14 protein-coding genes are annotated in these 16986 nt (G+C 34.9%); 12 read left to right on the top strand and 2 right to left on the bottom strand.

The features are described from left to right. Positions 1-753 (bottom strand): ABC transporter ATP-binding protein, encoded by a 753-nt coding sequence (locus tag ES674_RS13510; RefSeq protein ID WP_148404860.1) that lies wholly within the window; start codon positions 751-753, stop codon positions 1-3. Then, complete coding sequence (locus ES674_RS13515) at positions 754-1536, bottom strand: MlaE family ABC transporter permease (RefSeq protein ID WP_148404862.1); 783 nt, start codon at positions 1534-1536, stop codon at positions 754-756. It abuts the gene before it with no gap. 505 nt (positions 1537-2041) lie between these two features. Between ES674_RS13515 and ES674_RS13520 the strand changes: the two genes are divergently transcribed. The 12 genes from ES674_RS13520 to ES674_RS13575 all read left to right on the top strand — a co-directional run bounded on the left by ES674_RS13520 (position 2042) and on the right by ES674_RS13575 (position 16846). Next, positions 2042-2992, top strand: a complete 951-nt coding sequence (locus ES674_RS13520; RefSeq protein WP_148404864.1) for a L,D-transpeptidase — start codon at positions 2042-2044, stop codon at positions 2990-2992. A gap of 247 nt (positions 2993-3239) precedes the next feature. Next, positions 3240-4313, top strand: a complete 1074-nt coding sequence (locus ES674_RS13525; protein ID WP_148404866.1) for a DNA topoisomerase IB — start codon at positions 3240-3242, stop codon at positions 4311-4313. Between the two features lie 343 nt (positions 4314-4656). Continuing rightward, positions 4657-5019 (top strand): c-type cytochrome, encoded by a 363-nt coding sequence (locus ES674_RS13530; RefSeq protein ID WP_211359294.1) that lies wholly within the window; start codon positions 4657-4659, stop codon positions 5017-5019. A gap of 180 nt (positions 5020-5199) precedes the next feature. Then, a complete protein-coding gene (gene acnA, locus ES674_RS13535) occupies positions 5200-7986 on the top strand; it encodes an aconitate hydratase (protein ID WP_148404869.1) in 2787 nt (928 codons plus the stop codon). A 304-nt stretch (positions 7987-8290) separates the two neighbouring features. Beyond that, a complete protein-coding gene (locus ES674_RS13540; RefSeq protein ID WP_148404871.1) occupies positions 8291-8713 on the top strand; it encodes an OsmC family protein in 423 nt (140 codons plus the stop codon). A gap of 12 nt (positions 8714-8725) precedes the next feature. Beyond that, the gene (locus ES674_RS13545; RefSeq protein ID WP_211359295.1) at positions 8726-9061 is read left to right on the top strand and encodes a carboxymuconolactone decarboxylase family protein; all 336 of its coding nucleotides are present in this window, start codon (positions 8726-8728) and stop codon (positions 9059-9061) included. Between the two features lie 158 nt (positions 9062-9219). Beyond that, entirely contained in the window at positions 9220-9483 is a 264-nt protein-coding gene (locus ES674_RS13550; RefSeq protein WP_148404873.1) for a hypothetical protein, read from the top strand. A 516-nt stretch (positions 9484-9999) separates the two neighbouring features. Further along, on the top strand, positions 10000-11862 hold the full coding sequence (locus ES674_RS13555) for a PLP-dependent aminotransferase family protein (RefSeq protein WP_148404875.1): 1863 nt from the start codon (positions 10000-10002) through the stop codon (positions 11860-11862). A gap of 146 nt (positions 11863-12008) precedes the next feature. Next, positions 12009-12962 (top strand): tRNA dihydrouridine synthase, encoded by a 954-nt coding sequence (locus tag ES674_RS13560; RefSeq protein WP_148404877.1) that lies wholly within the window; start codon positions 12009-12011, stop codon positions 12960-12962. Between the two features lie 12 nt (positions 12963-12974). Next, positions 12975-13400 (top strand): hypothetical protein, encoded by a 426-nt coding sequence (locus ES674_RS13565; RefSeq protein ID WP_148404879.1) that lies wholly within the window; start codon positions 12975-12977, stop codon positions 13398-13400. A 135-nt stretch (positions 13401-13535) separates the two neighbouring features. After that, a complete protein-coding gene (locus ES674_RS13570) occupies positions 13536-14993 on the top strand; it encodes an FAD-dependent oxidoreductase (RefSeq protein WP_246126060.1) in 1458 nt (485 codons plus the stop codon). A gap of 233 nt (positions 14994-15226) precedes the next feature. Beyond that, on the top strand, positions 15227-16846 hold the full coding sequence (locus ES674_RS13575; RefSeq protein WP_148404881.1) for a GMC family oxidoreductase N-terminal domain-containing protein: 1620 nt from the start codon (positions 15227-15229) through the stop codon (positions 16844-16846). Positions 16847-16986 lie beyond the last annotated feature (140 nt).

Here is a 16986-nt window from a genome sequence, read left to right on the forward strand (position 1 = left end):
TTAATTTTTAAAGAAGGCTTGTACTTGCTCATCTTTCGAATTTGATAGTTCTTCAAAAGTACCTTCGGCATAATTAATTCCGTCCACCAATAAAATCATGCGGTTTGAAATTACCCGAGCACAATCCACATCGTGCGTAATAATGATAGAAGAGGTATTATAAGTTTCTTGAATAGTACGCATTAATTGTATAATCTCTTTAGCTGTAATAGGATCCAAACCCGTTGTTGGCTCATCATACATAATTATTTTAGGTTTCAAAATTAAGGCTCTTGCCATAGCTACCCGACGTTGCATTCCACCAGAAAGTTCAGAAGGCATTAAATCTATTGTATCTAATAATCCTACATTTTCTAAAGCTTCTTTAACTGAAAATTCCGTGCCTTGAAAATCTTCAACTTTATCTTTATGTCGTCTTAACGGAAATTCTAAATTTTCCCGAACTGTCATAGAATCATAAAGCGCGCTTCCTTGAAATAGAAAACCAATTTCCGTCCGCAATAAGTCCAGCTCTGTTTGACCCATAGTCGTGATATCCTGGTTTTTTATAGTGATACTTCCGCTATCTGGCTGGATTAAGCCCACAAGACATTTAACCATCACCGATTTTCCAGAACCTGATTTACCCATGATGACCAAGTTTTCGCCTTCATAAAGTTTCAGATTGAAACCTTTGAGCACGTCATTATCTCCAAAACTCTTTTTAAGGTTTTTTATCTCCAGTACAGGTTTTATGTTTTTTTTAGATTCCATTTATATGTCAAAAAATATATCAGTTACAAAAACGGCGATAAAGTCAATTATAAACAAGAGCATCGAGATATAAACTACTGCGGAATTAGATGCCTCTCCTACGCCTACCGTTCCTTTAGAGCAATTATACCCTTTATAACAACCAACAATGCCAATAGCGAAGCCAAAGAAAACCGATTTCACGGTTGCGGGAAGGATATCACTAAAACTTAAAGCATCAAAAACCTGATTGAAATACAATAAAAAAGAAACATCGCCTTTAAGATTCTCAATAATAGCCGAACCTAACAGCGCAATAGCATCACCCATAATAATCAATAAAGGCAACATTAAAGTTGTGGCGACCACACGCGTCACCACCAAAAATTTAAAAGGATTGGTACCAGAAACTTCCATGGCATCAATTTGTTCTGTAACGCGCATAGAACCTAGTTCCGCACCGATTCCAGAACCTATGCGTCCAGCACAGATAAGCGCTATTATAACAGGGCCAATTTCCCGAACAATAGATAAACTCACCATGGAAGCCATCCAAGACTGCGCACCAAACTCCATTAAAGTGGGCCTTGACTGTAACGTGAACACAAGGCCTAAAATAAATCCAGTAACACTCACCAATAATAAAGAACGGTTACCCATATTGTAACATTGGCGGATCAATTCCTTAAACTCAAAAGGCGGACTGAAAACTTCACGAAAAAACCGGCCAGCAAATAAAGTCATGTCGCCTATTTCAGCAAAGAATGATTTGGTTTTGGTTAAGATGCCGTTTTCTTTAGTCATTTAAAAGTATAAAAATCATAATATGCAGTTGCGTTATGGCCATGAGACTGTTCTAAATGGTCCATTTTAATTCAGATAATTAAATTCTTATTAAAAATTAAGGTACACTATTAAAAGTGGATTCTTCTTACTTTTTCAACTTAATAAAAATTAGCATAAGAACCCAAAATCATATTCTTGAAATATTCCTCACACTATTGATTATGCATACCTTAAAAGGGTGTAATAAGTCACTTAAAACCTAATAAATTCATTTAAAATCTATTAATATTTTAACAGAATCAGAGATTTTATTAAATCAAAATTGGTTACAGGGAATTAAATCACCATATTTCAAAGTTATTGGAAATTAATAAATTGGAGAATGATTTATATCATATAAAATGTTACATATAATCTATTCCTTTAACAGGAAATAAAATTGATTTTGATAGTATTTAATCACACTTTCACTTCCTTATTAGTTCCAATTAAATTCTAATTATAAAAAATCACATTCATTACTATGAAATACATTGTCCTTCTGCTCCTTTCTTTACTAATGTTAAGTTGTCAAAATAACACTAAAAAAAATAATGAGGATTCTGAAATCCAAATCGATGAAACAGAAACTAATATAAATGAAACGGTTTTAAAAAGACCGATAGAAATAGTTATGGACAAAGACGTTCCTATAAAAAACTACTTTAAATGGATGGATAGCATCGTTGCGGACCATAATGCACATAAAAATTATCTAATTGACGAGTATCTAATTGTTCATAATAATAAATGGATTATTGACACCTTGGCACATACGGACTATTATTATTTGATGGATAAAGGAATTTTTAACGAAGATTCACAAGCCTTAATCGCACTAAAAAAAGATCAGATTCTTGTAATTCCTGATTCTTTAGAAACCCAGCAATTAAAAACGGAACTTGAAAACACAAGTATAGAACTAAACATTCCAGAATTTCGACTGCGCATTATTCAAAATGAAATGGAATTGTATAAATTTCCTGTGCGTGTAGGTAAAGTTGGAAAGCGCTATTTAGCAATGGCTAAAGCTGATGTTGATATGAGAACCAAACCTGGGATAGGCGAAATTATTCGCGTTAATAAAAATCCTGTTTACAAGAATCCTCAAAACAATAAAAGATATTTTAGAACAAATCGTGACGATGGCAAAAACACCGCTCTACCAGCAATTCCTTGGATAGAACCTTCTATAAACGGCCGTAGTCTTGGTCAACTCATTCATCCAACCACTAATTTAGCAACTTTGGAAAAAGCATCCTCTAATGGCTGTGTGGGTTTACGAGAATCGGATGCGTGGATTGTATATTATTATGCGCCTTTAGGAACAAAAGTGGTTTTCAAATATGAATTACAAGGAACCAATGATTTAGGTGAAAGGGTTGAATTCAATGATATTTATCCCGGCTTTGCAAATAGAACTCAAGCTTTTTAAATGACAGCTGTTTAGATTTGAAACCTTATTGAACACCCAGTATTAATGGATGGCTATTTATATTAAAAACACCCGTTAAAATTAAATTTTATTGAGTTAAAAATTTAATTATAAAACAAAGTTGTCACGCGTTACATTTCATAATTTAGAATCTCTAAAAATTTCATGAAATTTATAGAACTCAACTAGAATCGGAACTAACTTGGTCCGTACCGTACTTTTGATGTCTAAATTAAAAGGAAAAATAATGAATAGCGCCAAACAAAATTTAAAGTTACTAATACAACATCCTGAAGAAGTAATTTCTCAATACGACCTCGTGTATGTTAACCAAGATCATTTAAGCATTCAAAGACAAAAATGTGGTAAAGGATTTACCTATCGTCTAAAAAGTAAACCTATAGATAAAGCCAAACATTTAACGAGAATTAAAAGTTTAGTCATTCCGCCAGCATGGAAAAACGTTGAAATATGTCTGTTAAGCAATGGCCATATTCAAGCGGTTGGTATTGATGATAAAAACAGGAAACAATATATTTACCATGCGAATTGGTTAAAAATTAGAAATCAGACCAAATTTTACAAAATGACAGCTTTTGGTGCGCAATTACCAAAAATCCGTGAGCAAGTGGACAAGGATTTAGATCAGAAAGGTTGGCCGAAATCTAAAATTATTGCTTTGGTTATACGGCTGATGGAAGAAACTCATATTAGAATTGGCAATGAACAATATGCCAAACGGAATCAATCTTACGGGCTTTCTACCTTCAAAAAAAGACATGTTAAGATGCATGATAAGGTGCTTAAATTTGAATTTACGGGCAAAAAAGGTGTTAAACATGCCATTACTTTAAAGAATAAAAAACTTATTAAATTAATTAGTAAATGTGAAGAAATTCCAGGCTGGGATCTTTTTAAATACCAAGATGATTCTGGTGAAAAGCATAGTATTGAAAGTGATATGATTAACAAATATGTCCAAGCCATTTCCGATGAGATATTCACAGCCAAAGATTTTAGAACTTGGGGTGCATCCATCGTCTTTTTAGAAATGTTGACTGAATTGGATATTGTTGAAACTGAAAAAGAATTAGATAAAAATATAGTAAACGCATTGGATACAACGGCAAAAGCTTTGGGAAACACAAGAAGTGTTTGCCGAGATTATTATGTGCATCCACATCTAGTAGATTCTTATAAAAAAGGGAGCTTAACCAAATCTTTTAAAAAGATAAAAGAAAATACGGAGAATACGGATTTTCTTTCGTCAACAGAACAGGAATTTCTAAAAATAATAAAAAATTACAAACCTGATAATTAGTTGTTAGTTTGAAGGATTTTATATTAATAAATTATTTGAAGAAGTTTTGGAAAATTTAAAAATATTCCAATTATTATTTATTCTACCCCATCTTCAGAAAAGTACATTAAAGATACATTTGACCTCGGCGCCAGTGTTAATATAAAAACCTAATTACTTTTCAGATTTAAAAAATGTAATATTTAATGTGTTGGGAAAATAAAGTTATGAAATTGAATAAGCATCAATTTTTATTCACGATATAAAAGCTTCTGAAATTTTTAAGAACTATTTCTTCAAAGATTATTGATGCATTAAGAAGATATAAATCGCTAAATTACAGAAATACTCATATTCCAATATATTGAAGCAACTTGTGACGCATTTAAAAAACATATTAGCATTTAGTTTAGTGACATTGGTAGTCTCCTTTATTAACGTATCATGTATTCAAGAAAAAAGTGAAGAAGTCACTACAGTGAATAATTCAAAAGGTTATACATCGTCTTTATTTAATATTGGTGAATCCTTATTCCATGAAAATTGCGGCATGTGTCATTTAGTGGAAAAACAGCCCGTAGGAAAAGCTTTAAATGCCTTTACTAAAAGCTTAAATAAAAATCAATTGTTTAAACTTTTGACTGATGGCAAGGCACATCCTGTTATGAAAATTTCCGAAAAAGAAGCTGAAGCCTTAAGTGTATTTATCAATAAAAGAGAGCCATAAATACACCAAATATTTATTTTGAAGTACTTCAAAAGTAAAATTTCCCTGCTAATTAACCTTCTAAACATCCTATCCAATTTCTTAAAATTAAACCATGTTTAAAAATTTTAAAATTGCAAGACAAATAATTGTTAATGAGGTTAAATAGTCCGAAATTAGAGTTTCAAAACTTTAATTATCATGGACAAAGATATATACCACATAAAAAAATCGCTTAACATAAACGGAAAAGAAAGCCATTATTTTAGTTTAGTAGAACTTCAAAAGCAAGGTCATCATATTTCCAAGATGCCTTTTTCTATTAGAATTTTATTAGAAAATGCCCTTCGAAATTATGACGATTTCGCCGTTACTAAAGAAAACATAGAAACCTTATTACATTGGAAACCCGAAGGATCAGATAAGGATATTCCCTTTAAACCAGCCCGTGTTTTAATGCAAGATTTCACAGGTGTTCCCGCTGTTGTGGATATTGCTGCGCTGCGTGCTGAAGTGGCACGAAAAGGTAAAAACCCAGATAGTATTAATCCGCTTATTCCTGTAGATTTGGTAATTGACCACTCGGTACAAGTGGATTATTTCGGAACAGATTACGCTTACCAGCGTAATATAGACGAAGAATACAAACGGAATCAAGAGCGCTATCAATTTTTAAAATGGGCACAAAATTCTTTTGATAATTTTACGGTTGTACCACCAGGAATGGGAATTTGTCATCAAATAAATTTAGAGTATCTATCAAAAGGTGTTATTGAACGTAATGGCGAAATTTTCCCAGATTCATTAGTCGGCACAGATAGTCACACGCCTATGGTTAACGGAATTGGTGTGGTAGCTTGGGGCGTTGGTGGAATAGAAGCTGAAGCTGCCATTTTAGGTCAGCCGCTTTATTTTATTATGCCTGAAGTTATAGGACTAAAGCTTACAGGAAAACTGCCATTAGGTTCTACGGCTACCGATTTAGTTTTAACGATTGCTAATTTGCTGCGAAAACGCGGTGTAGTTGGTAAATTTGTTGAAGTGTTTGGTCCTGGTTTAGATTATCTTTCCGTACCAGACCGTGCGACTATTGGCAATATGTCGCCAGAATTTGGAAGCACCATTACCTACTTCCCAATTGACGATAAAACTCTAGAATACATGCGCTTGAGTAATCGTTCGGAAGCGCAAATTAATTTGGTAGAAACCTATTGTAAAGCCAATATGTTGTGGCGCGAAAATGAAAGCGAAATAACCTATACTGACGTTGTGGAACTGGATGTTTCTAGCATTGTACCAACTGTTGCCGGACCAAAACGTCCGCAAGACAAAATATTATTAAAGGATTTTAAAAATAAATTTATTGATCTTTTAGATGATTCTTTCGATAGAAAATACATTTCACAAAAAGATCGGGAAATTGAAAAATCCATTACGCGTTTTGACAATGAAGGTGGCGATTTACCAGTTCCGGAACCCAAATCAAAACCACAAAAACCAGAAACTGAAACTAAAGAAAAAGATGGTTTAAAAACGGTCTGGATTACCCGTGGACAAGAAAAATTTATGTTGTCTGACGGCGCTGTAGCCATTGCTGCCATTACATCTTGCACCAATACTTCTAATCCATTTGTTATGGTTGGCGCTGGTTTAGTGGCCAAAAAAGCCAGAGAGCACGGCCTTGATGTAAAACCTTGGGTTAAAACCTCCTTGGCGCCAGGATCCAAAGTAGTGACAGATTATTTAGAAAAAGCTGATTTAATGAAGGATTTTGAGGCACTCCGATTCCATTTGGCAGGTTACGGCTGTACGTCTTGCATTGGTAATTCCGGTCCGCTTCCGCAGCAAATTTCTAAAGCTATAGATGAACATAACTTGGTGGTAACTTCTGTGCTTTCGGGTAACCGGAATTTTGAAGCGCGTATCCATCCACAGGTTAAAATGAACTTTTTAATGTCGCCTATGTTAGTCGTTGCTTATGCTATTGCTGGTCGTGTGGATATTGATTTAATTAACGAACCTATTAGTTATGACATCAATCAAGAACCCGTGTACCTTAAAGATATTTGGCCTTCAGACGATGAAATTAATGCTGTTTTAAGCCAAGTTTTATCACCTTTAGACTTTAAGAAAAATTATGATGAAATATTTGAAGGCAATGAAATTTGGAGACATTTAGAAATTCCGAAAGGCAAACTTTATGATTGGGATAAAAGCTCAACCTATATTAAAGAGATTCCATTTTTTAAAGGAATTTCTGATGAACCAGAACCACTTCAAAATATAGAAAACGCGAAAGCATTATTGGTTTTGGGCGACAGTATAACGACGGATCATATTTCGCCTGCAGGCGCTTTTAATGAAAAATCGGCAGCTGGAAAATACTTGCTTTCTAAAGGTGTAGCTAAAGCCGATTTCAACTCTTACGGATCTAGAAGAGGGAATGATGAAGTTATGGTGCGTGGCACATTTGCCAATGTAAGAATTAAGAATAAATTAGCGGAACAGGAAGGTGGCTTCACCAAATACCTTCCAACGGGCGAAGAAATGACGGTTTTTGAAGCTTCCGAAAAATACAGAGAAAGCAATACGCCTTTAGTCGTTTTAGTAGGGAAGGAATATGGAAGTGGCTCCTCACGAGATTGGGCTGCCAAAGGCACATTTTTATTGGGCGTTAAAGCAGTTTTAGCTGAAAGTTATGAACGTATTCACCGAAGCAATTTAGTGGGATTAGGTGTTCTTCCATTAGAATACAAAAATGGAGAAACGGCCGATAGTTTAGGAATTGTGGGCACTGAAAGTTTTACTATTTCTGGTATTTCGGAAAATTTGAAACCCTTGAAAGAAGTAGTAGTTACAGCAACCAATAAAGAAGGTAAACAGATTCAGTTTAATGCCATTGCGCGTTTAGATTCAGCCATAGAAATTGAATATTACCGCAATGGCGGTATTTTACAATATGTATTACGCCAGTTCTTGAAAGCATAATTTTATTTAATAACAGCAAATTAAGATTAATACTTGAGACTGAATATAATTGACTAAATATTTCAGTTTTCAAACTGCAGAAGCAATTCTTCTTATAAACAACCTCTTCTAGTTCCAGAAGAGGTTGTTTGGTTTACTATACCAACTGTTTTAACAAAATTTTAATTCGGATCGTTTTATCCTAATTAAATAAATGATTAAATTTGGTTAGAAGCAAACATCTTTAAAAGTGCATAGTTAGCATGAAATATTATTAAGTCGATATGCACTTTAAGAAATTTTCAAAACTTAAAATTTACCTATTATGAAACGTACAGCAAATGCCGTTTGGAGCGGAAATTTAAAAGAAGGCGAAGGAAACATAACCACACAAAGTGGTGTATTAAAAGATGCTCAATATTGTTTTAATAGCCGATTTGGCAAAGGGGAAAGCACAAACCCCGATGAACTTTTAGCAGCAGCGCATTCAGGATGTTTTGCTATGGCATTGAGTATGATTTTAGGTAAAGAAGGCTTTACCGCAGATTCTTTAGATGTGACGAGCACTATAAGCATGGATGTGGATAAGCTTGAAATTACAAGTTCTAACCTCGTTTTAAAGGCAAAAATCCCCAATATTAGTCAAGAAAAATTCATGGAATGTGCCCAAGCAGCAAAAAGTGGCTGCCCAGTTAGTAAAGCTTTAAGCATAAAAATAAATCTTGATGCCACTTTAATAAACTCATAAATTACAGAAAAAATGAAAGATCAAAAAAACATGTATCCGGAAGCCACACGAGAAAGTGCTGAAAAGAAAGCCGCTTTAGCGCCAAAACAAATAGAAGCTTGGCGAAACTTTAGTAATGCCGTTTTCAAAGAAGGTGTTTTAGACGAAAAAACAAAACAACTTATTGCTGTGGCTGTTGCCCACGTGACGCAATGTCCATATTGCATAAAAGCCCATACGCCACAAGCATTGCGCAAAGGTGCAAGCAAAGAGGAAATTATGGAAGCTATTTGGGTTGCTTCTGAAATGCGTGCTGGCGCCGCTTATGCTCATGCTACTTTAGCCATGGAAGAAATGGATAAGTTTTAAATTAAGATGAATTTAGAATTTAGGCGACTATAAATCAGATGGCCTTGTGCAATTTTCCAGATAAATTCTTAAATAACAAAAACATCAAAAAACTGAAATAGTATGGATATTGTAAAAACCATTGTCGCTTTTTTTTTAAAAAACCAGAAGCAGAAACCGTGAATCAGGCTCCCGAAGGTGTTTGCTCCTTATGCTGGGGATATCAAGAGTATAACGGGAAAATAAGAAAGCTATTTAAGGACAAGCAAGTGGATGTAAATAATCATAAAGATTCCTATATGCTGATTCAAAATTTCATTAAGGAACATGTGGACGGTTATCATATTAAAGATGATGTAGTTCATGTATGTCCCAATTGCAGCGAATTAGAATCTGGAAAGGATAGAATTACAAAATATCCACCACCGAAAAATCAAAATTAATTTGAAAACCGCTGTTAAGCATCTTCTTTCTAAAGCCATAAAAAAAAATCCACACAGCTTTTTACCAAAAAATAACGGGATTTATAAATCAATAAAACCCAATATTGCCTGCAATAAAATAGTTTGCAATAGGAATGCTTTTAAAAAATGGTCAAGAAAAACAAAAACGCCACTCGAGAGTATAACTTAAAAAAAAGCTACCGATTATAACTTTTCAGCCAATACTGTGTCAATAGGATCATATAATGGATAAGTGCAAATGGCTTTTAGAAGTTAATGGCATCCAAGTTTCCAATTTTTCAAAAAATGACTTATTTGAATTTTGGATTATGTCTTGGCCTGAATTTATAAAAGAAGATACATTGAACATGATCATTTCACAACAAGGAAAAAATCAAGAACTCGTTTTAACAAAAAAATAACTATATAACAGTTCAACCCAAGCGTAATCTAGACCTTAACCCTTTCAAGAAAATTCTAATTAACGTACCTTGCGGTCTATTATAAATTGACATTATGAAAGACCGCAAAACGCTAGATTATATAAAAGAGGTATTAAAAAACATGCCTACGGATTGGTTAAATCTAACTACCCACAGACTGGATATTTACGATGAAAAATTGGCTAAAACACAATTCTTAGATCAGTTTGAATCTTTATTTGATGATAATAATTATGGAACATCGGCATTAAAAAAATTACCAACTGCTTATGATTATATCCGTTTAGGGCATCCATTATCCAGCATTTTAGAATGGGGAATTGCCAATTTAAACAGTCTAAAATCAGAAAACGTTATTAGTTTTTCATCAAAAATAATTCCTGTTTTGGCCGTTTTAAGGACTAATTTATTAGAGAAAAAACAAACGCAAATTCTTTATACTGGAAGCTTACCTGAAAACTTTGATGCCGACATATTAGAACGTGTTTATGGCTATAATATTGAACTCCAGAAAATTGAGAACAGTTCAGAAATTTCAAAATTTGATGGCAGTACTATTTTCATTTCCAATGATAATTCTGATTCACCCAACCATGCAGAATTGGGCTTTTTTAATCTCAATCCAAATATTGACTTTTTCTTAAGTTTACACGATTCTTTGGGAAGCATTTTAATGGTGAATGGTGAGCAGAACGCACATTATATTTCCGATATTCAGCATGTAAGACGACGTGAAACCATTGCCATGACGCCTGCCGATTGCCTGATAGCTTTAAAACTGCTTACAGAGCAAAAGCCTTCTGAATCTGATAAGAATAAAGAAGCCAACAAAAAAAGTGTTGAAAATTCTATTCAGGATATCACGGGATCTAACACAAAAGCATTAGTAGCCTCTAGCGGATTATCTACGCAATACGCTATTATGATGGGTTTAATTGATGATGCTTTAGAAAACCATAAAGGTAAAGCCATTAAATTTATTGTGCCGCCAAACTGTTACGGTGGAACAAATGATCAGGCCAGACGCGTTGCTGATTGCCTAGATACTGTTGAAATTGTTGATTTATTAGTGGATGGCGATAATGATATGGTTCCGAGTATTGACAGCGTTTTAAACAAAATTGCACAGGAAAATGCCATTCCTTATATAATAGCCGAAATTCCAACAAACCCAAGAGTTGAAGTTCCAAATCTTCAACAATTGAAGGCTGTTTTAAGTAAAGAGCGTAAAACTTCCACAGGTGACATAGCAATTGATCCTGTTTTTATATTAGATCAAACCTTTTGTCCAAATGTGCACTTTCTTGGTGAAGGCGAAATTTTATCCGCGGTAAGAACACTTTCTTATGCTAGTGGATCAAAATTTCCAAGTGGCGGAAAATGTACAGCTGGCTATGTAGTTGGAAATGAAAAAACGAAGGATTTAATGAAAAAAATTGAGTTGCATTTAAACCTTTGCGATAATGAAGCTACGGCCCTTCAATATGATATTTTAGCCAAACAATTACCATCCATGAATCAGCGAATTGCGAATGCTTATAAGAATACGCGCGAATTTGTGAACTTTATACATGAGGTTTTGCCAACGGCAAGAATCAATTTTGTTTCAGATGAATTGGCTGAACACGGATTTACACCATCTGTTTTCTCTTTAGATCTTCCTACAAAAGGAAATACAGAAGCGGAAAAAGAGACGTATAAAAGAGCCTTAAATTTAAAGCTCATTAATTTAATGATCACTGAAATTCCAGAAGAGAGTAAATTTTGTGTCAGTTATGGTCAATTAAAAGGTTGTTACTGGACCATTCCTGCAACCTCTACGCAAGGAACAACCAAGGAAGGTGATAAAGATTATATAGTTCGCGCCTCACTTTCACCAAATTTAGATTTGGAGCGTCATAAAAAAGTATTTTTAGATTTTGTAGAAAGCATATAAGTTTTGGGAGGTGTAAAAGCCTCCCAAATTTTTTTCTGTTTGTTCTAAAATGAAATCTTTTATTATTTCAAAGGTTATAACTATATTATTAACCTAAATAAAAACCATTCCGCATTTATGCTATCTTTGCCCAACTAAATAACAAGATGGCTTTTACACTACTCTCATCACCTTTACAAGGTTTTACAGATTTCAGGTTCCGTAATGCTTTTCACCACTATTTCGGAGGAATTGACACCTTTTACGCGCCTTACATTAGATTAAATGGAAAGTTGAAAATCAAGCAATCATATCAAAATGATTTAGCACCGGAAAACAACGCGACTTTAGAGGTTATTCCGCAAGTTATTGCCAACGACCCTGACGAGTTTTTATTTGTAGCCAAATATGTTCAAAGTTTAGGCTACAAAGAATTAAACTGGAATTTAGGTTGCCCCTATCCGATGGTTACTAAATCGGGAATGGGCTCTGGTTTAATTTGCAATCCCAGCAGAATTGATGAGGTTTTACACAAAGCACATAACGAAACGGATATTATAGTTTCCATGAAAATGCGCATGGGTTATGAAAATGCAGAAGAAATTTTAAACGCTTTCCCTATTTTAGATACATATCCACTTAAAAATATCGCCATACACGCCCGAATTGGAAAGCAACTGTATAAAGGCCCTGTAGATTTAGATGCTTTTGAAAAATGCATTATCAGCACCAAGCACAAATTGTATTATAACGGTGATATTATTAGCGTTTCTGCGTTTAAAGCGATTCAAGAACGCTTTCCACAAATTGATCATTTTATGATTGGTCGTGGTTTAATTGCCGATCCATTTTTGCCAAGCATGATTAAGAATAACACCACAGAATATCCTGAAAATCGCTGGTCTATTTTTTCAGAATTTCATAATACTATTTACCAGCAATACGATGAATATTTAACGGGACCAACACCCATAAAAATGAAAATGCTTGGGTTTTGGGAGTTCTTTGCCCAATCCACCTCCAATCCGCAGAAAGCATACAAAGCCATAAAAAAGGCTGGTAATCCAGTGAAATATAAACAAGCGGTGGACCAAATAATACAGGCGGAAATTAAATCATAAATACCAGCCCTAATGAAAATCAGATTTAAGAAAAAGACACTTTATGTCAAATTAATGCTCGGTATCATTTGGACTGGACTGGGCGTTTTTTTAATATTAGAAGATGACGCTTCAAAATGGTTTGATTACGGCTATTTAGTTCTTGGAATCGCATATCTTGGAATTTACTCTTTTGATTTAACCTATCAATATTTAACCATTGAAAACGGAACCATCCGAAAAAATGGACTACACGGATTTGGAAAAAAAATTAAGCTAAATGACATTAATTGGATTAAAAAATACGCAGGAGAATATACGCTTATATCAGCAACCAAACAATTGAAAATAAACACCGAAATCCTTGATGAAAAATCACTTCAAGATTTAAATAGCGTATTAGAAAAACTTAATTTACCTTCAGATAAAACACCATTTCAACCAAGTAATCTCGTGTAATTTTAAAACAAAATATCCAAATGTTTATAATTTATTACGCGTTCTACCCTATTTTTGAAAATCCTAAATGCCCACATAAATTAGCTTCGCAACTATTTTATGAATAGAAATCAATATTAGGTAAAAACTAAAGAAGTGAATACAGAAGAAGAAGATGCTGTTTGTTGGACTATTTGTCCAGAATGCCATGGACGCGGCAAAAAAAGGCGAAGACTGCGCAAGAAAGTGCGACTCCGTTACCAAATGGATCTCGATTTATTTGAAAAATCCAATGGTCAAGGCATCGCTCCTATTCGTCCGAAAGGCCATTTAGATGCTTGCTCAAACTGCTATGGATGTGGACTCATTCAGGCTAGTAAAAATTCTATTCCTAATACAGAAGACTTCCCACATATTGCGATTATCGGCGGCGGTATTGGCGGCGTTGCTTTAGCAGTCGCTTGTTTACACCGCGGAATTCCGTTTACATTATATGAACGTGACGCGGATTTCAACGCGCGCTCCCAAGGTTACGGCCTCACCTTGCAGCAGGCTCATAAAGCTATTGAAGGCTTGGGTATTTTTTCCTTAAAAGAAGGCATTATTTCTACCAGACATGTCGTGCATACCACCGATGGGAAAATTATTGGCGAATGGGGCATGAGAAAATGGCTAGATTCTAATATAAAAACATCTCCAAAACGAACCAATGTGCATATTGCCAGACAAGCTTTACGTTTAGAGTTGTTGGAGCAACTTGGGGGCTATAATGCGGTTGAATGGGGACATCAATTAATAGATATTAATAAGAATAAAAATGAACCTGTAACATTAAAATTTCAGGTTGCTGGAGAAATCAAGTATGCCAAAGCCGATCTTGTTGTTGGAGCGGATGGTATTCGAAGCGCCGTAAGAAACCTGATGCTGGGTGATGCGGTTTCGCCTTTACGGTATTTAGAATGCATGGTTATATTAGGCATTTGTTCTTTAGCCGCTTTAGAGAATTTAGATTGTACGTTATTAGATTCAGAAACGGTATTTCAAACAGCAAATGGACACGATCGGATATACATCATGCCTTATAACGCCGATTCTGTGATGTGGCAATTAAGTTTCCCTATTTCAGAAAAAAAAGCCAAAGCATTAAGCACTAAAGGTACTGAAGCTTTAAAAAAAGAAGCCATTCGTAGAACGCAATGGCATGATCCCATTCCTCAAATTTTAGCAGCAACTCAAGAATCCCAAATTTCGGGCTATCCCGTTTATGATCGTGAATTATTAAAGCCCGAATCATTAAATACATTAGGCCCAATAACGCTTATTGGTGATGCCGCGCACCCTATGAGTCCGTTTAAAGGCCAAGGTGCAAATCAGGCGTTATTAGATGCTTTGTCTTTGGCCAGAGAAATTTTTAGTGGCTGCAAACCGTCGTCTGGATGGCGAGATGTCGGAATTCGTGAACGTGTTCTAAAAACATTTGAATCTGAAATGTTAGAACGCAGCGCTTCTAAAGTTAATGATTCTGCCGAAGCAGCTCAATTTTTACATACCGAAATTGTACTTCATGAAGGTGATGAACCGCGAGGACGTTGTTTAAAAAGAAAAGATTCATAGTTATATTATCCTTCTACAAGCTTTAGGTTTTCACAACTTTATCATTTTTAAAAGTAAAATGGGTTAAATGAAACAACCTCAAATACTTGATAATATATCTAGTAAAGCAATGCAGGCTTGAATAAATCCAACTTCGGTTATAGGATAAATTTGTATATTAGAACACTTTCGGTTGGTAACATTTATCCCGAAAATGAACGCTCATTACATGAGCATTTTAAAATAAAAACCAATTGGAAAGACGAACTTTTATAAAAATCACATCAGCATCAAGTGCTGCAATTCTGGCATCAAGTGCTTTTGGCATTAATTTACAACTCGATCATATGGAAGAAAATATTGAAAATTTAGTCATTGGTTCCGGATATGGTGGCGCTGTTGCAGCTTTGCGCCTTACCCAAGCTGGCAAAAAAGTGGTGATGCTAGAAATGGGTTTAGACTGGGAAAAAGATGATGGCAAACACAAACCATTCTCGGATTTAATTACACCAAAAAATAATTCCACCTGGTTGAAAAAATCATCTCAAGCACCCATGATGAACATTGCCCATTTTAATAGAAAATTTACAGGTGTTCTAGACCGCTTGGATTTTGAAAACATAAAAGTGTATGCTGGACGTGGCGTTGGTGGCGGTTCGCTAGTGAATGGCGGCATGGCGGTACAACCTAAAAAAGCCTACTTTCAGGAAATATTTCCAGATTTAAACGTCGATAAATTTTGGAATACCTATTTTCCTTTAGCTCAAAAAGAGCTGGACGTAAATGAAATTCCAGACGACTATTACGAGCAATCACCCTATTATAAGTTTGCACGCGTTGGAGAAAGCGAAGCACATAAAGCCGGCTTTGAAACGGTACGCGTACCGAACGTGTATTCGTTTGAGTATATGAAGAAAGAAGAAGCGGGCGAAGTGCCAAAATCCGCTTTAGGAAAAGAAGTTATTTACGGTAATAACCACGGCAAGCAAAGCCTGGAAAAAACCTATTTAAAAAAAGCGCTTAAAACAGGACTCTTAATCATACAAGACCTGCACCGTGTTGATTATGTAGAAGAAACAAAAAATGGTTATGCCGTTTATGTAGATATTATTGATACCGCAGGATTAGTTATTGCCAAGAAAACCATTAACTGCAAAAAACTTTTTCTAAATGCAGGAAGTATGGGTACTACCAAACTTTTACTGACTTCTATGCATAAAGGAAAAATGACCAATTTTGATGCTAGCGTAGGAAGTAATTGGGGAAATAACGGAAACGTTATGACAGGCAGAAATATGGTAAATACGCTTTTTAACCGCGTTGAAAATGACGCCACCGATGCTAATTTTAGTACCGGTACAGGTTCAAAACAATCCACTATTCCTGTTTCAGGAGTAGACAATTGGGAAGATAAAAAGCATGCATTCTTTGCGGAAATTTCGCCATTACCAATGGGTCTGGAAGTTTATACCGCCTTATATTTAATAATTAATAAAGTACCAGTTCCTGGCCGAATTTCTTATGATCCTTCTCTAGACGATATTCGCGTCCATTGGGAAGAAAAAAACTTTAAACATACTGTTAAAAACGCCAAATATTTTATTAAAAAAATGAATAAAGCCAATGGCGGCACACCCTCCGGATTATTATGGAAAGGTGGTTACGGACCAGATATTTGTTACCATCCACTTGGCGGCGCCGTTATAGGAAAAACAACGGATCTTTTTGGGCGTGTTAAAGGCTATAAAAATCTGTACATAACAGATGGTGCTTTAGTTCCGGCAAGTATTGGGGTAAATCCGTTTCTAACTATAACAGCCCTTGCGGAATATTGCATGGAAGAAATTATAAAAACCGATTTTTCAGAAGATTAAAACACTCGTAAATCATTGCAATATAAATAGTTATATGATGTTTCGAGCAATAAGACCATTCAACAATTCATCGTTTTTATAAAATTTAGATTTACTATCTTGGCGTTATAACATGGATATAAACAATTGTCTATATATAA

Origin of the sequence: Bizionia myxarmorum, from assembly GCF_008086205.1 — a bacterium.
Lineage (GTDB): Bacteria > Bacteroidota > Bacteroidia > Flavobacteriales > Flavobacteriaceae > Algorimicrobium > Algorimicrobium myxarmorum.

What these genes read in the sequence shown, in the direction of transcription:
- ES674_RS13510 (WP_148404860.1), bottom strand. Translation starts at nt 753, where the DNA reads ATGGAATCTAAAAAAAACATAAAACCTGTACTGGAGATAAAAAACCTT.
- ES674_RS13515 (WP_148404862.1), bottom strand. Translation starts at nt 1,536, where the DNA reads ATGACTAAAGAAAACGGCATCTTAACCAAAACCAAATCATTCTTTGCT.
- ES674_RS13520 (WP_148404864.1), top strand. Translation starts at nt 2,042, where the DNA reads ATGAAATACATTGTCCTTCTGCTCCTTTCTTTACTAATGTTAAGTTGT.
- ES674_RS13525 (WP_148404866.1), top strand. Translation starts at nt 3,240, where the DNA reads ATGAATAGCGCCAAACAAAATTTAAAGTTACTAATACAACATCCTGAA.
- acnA (WP_148404869.1), top strand. Translation starts at nt 5,200, where the DNA reads ATGGACAAAGATATATACCACATAAAAAAATCGCTTAACATAAACGGA.
- ES674_RS13540 (WP_148404871.1), top strand. Translation starts at nt 8,291, where the DNA reads ATGAAACGTACAGCAAATGCCGTTTGGAGCGGAAATTTAAAAGAAGGC.
- ES674_RS13545 (WP_211359295.1), top strand. Translation starts at nt 8,726, where the DNA reads ATGAAAGATCAAAAAAACATGTATCCGGAAGCCACACGAGAAAGTGCT.
- ES674_RS13555 (WP_148404875.1), top strand. Translation starts at nt 10,000, where the DNA reads ATGAAAGACCGCAAAACGCTAGATTATATAAAAGAGGTATTAAAAAAC.
- ES674_RS13560 (WP_148404877.1), top strand. Translation starts at nt 12,009, where the DNA reads ATGGCTTTTACACTACTCTCATCACCTTTACAAGGTTTTACAGATTTC.
- ES674_RS13565 (WP_148404879.1), top strand. Translation starts at nt 12,975, where the DNA reads ATGAAAATCAGATTTAAGAAAAAGACACTTTATGTCAAATTAATGCTC.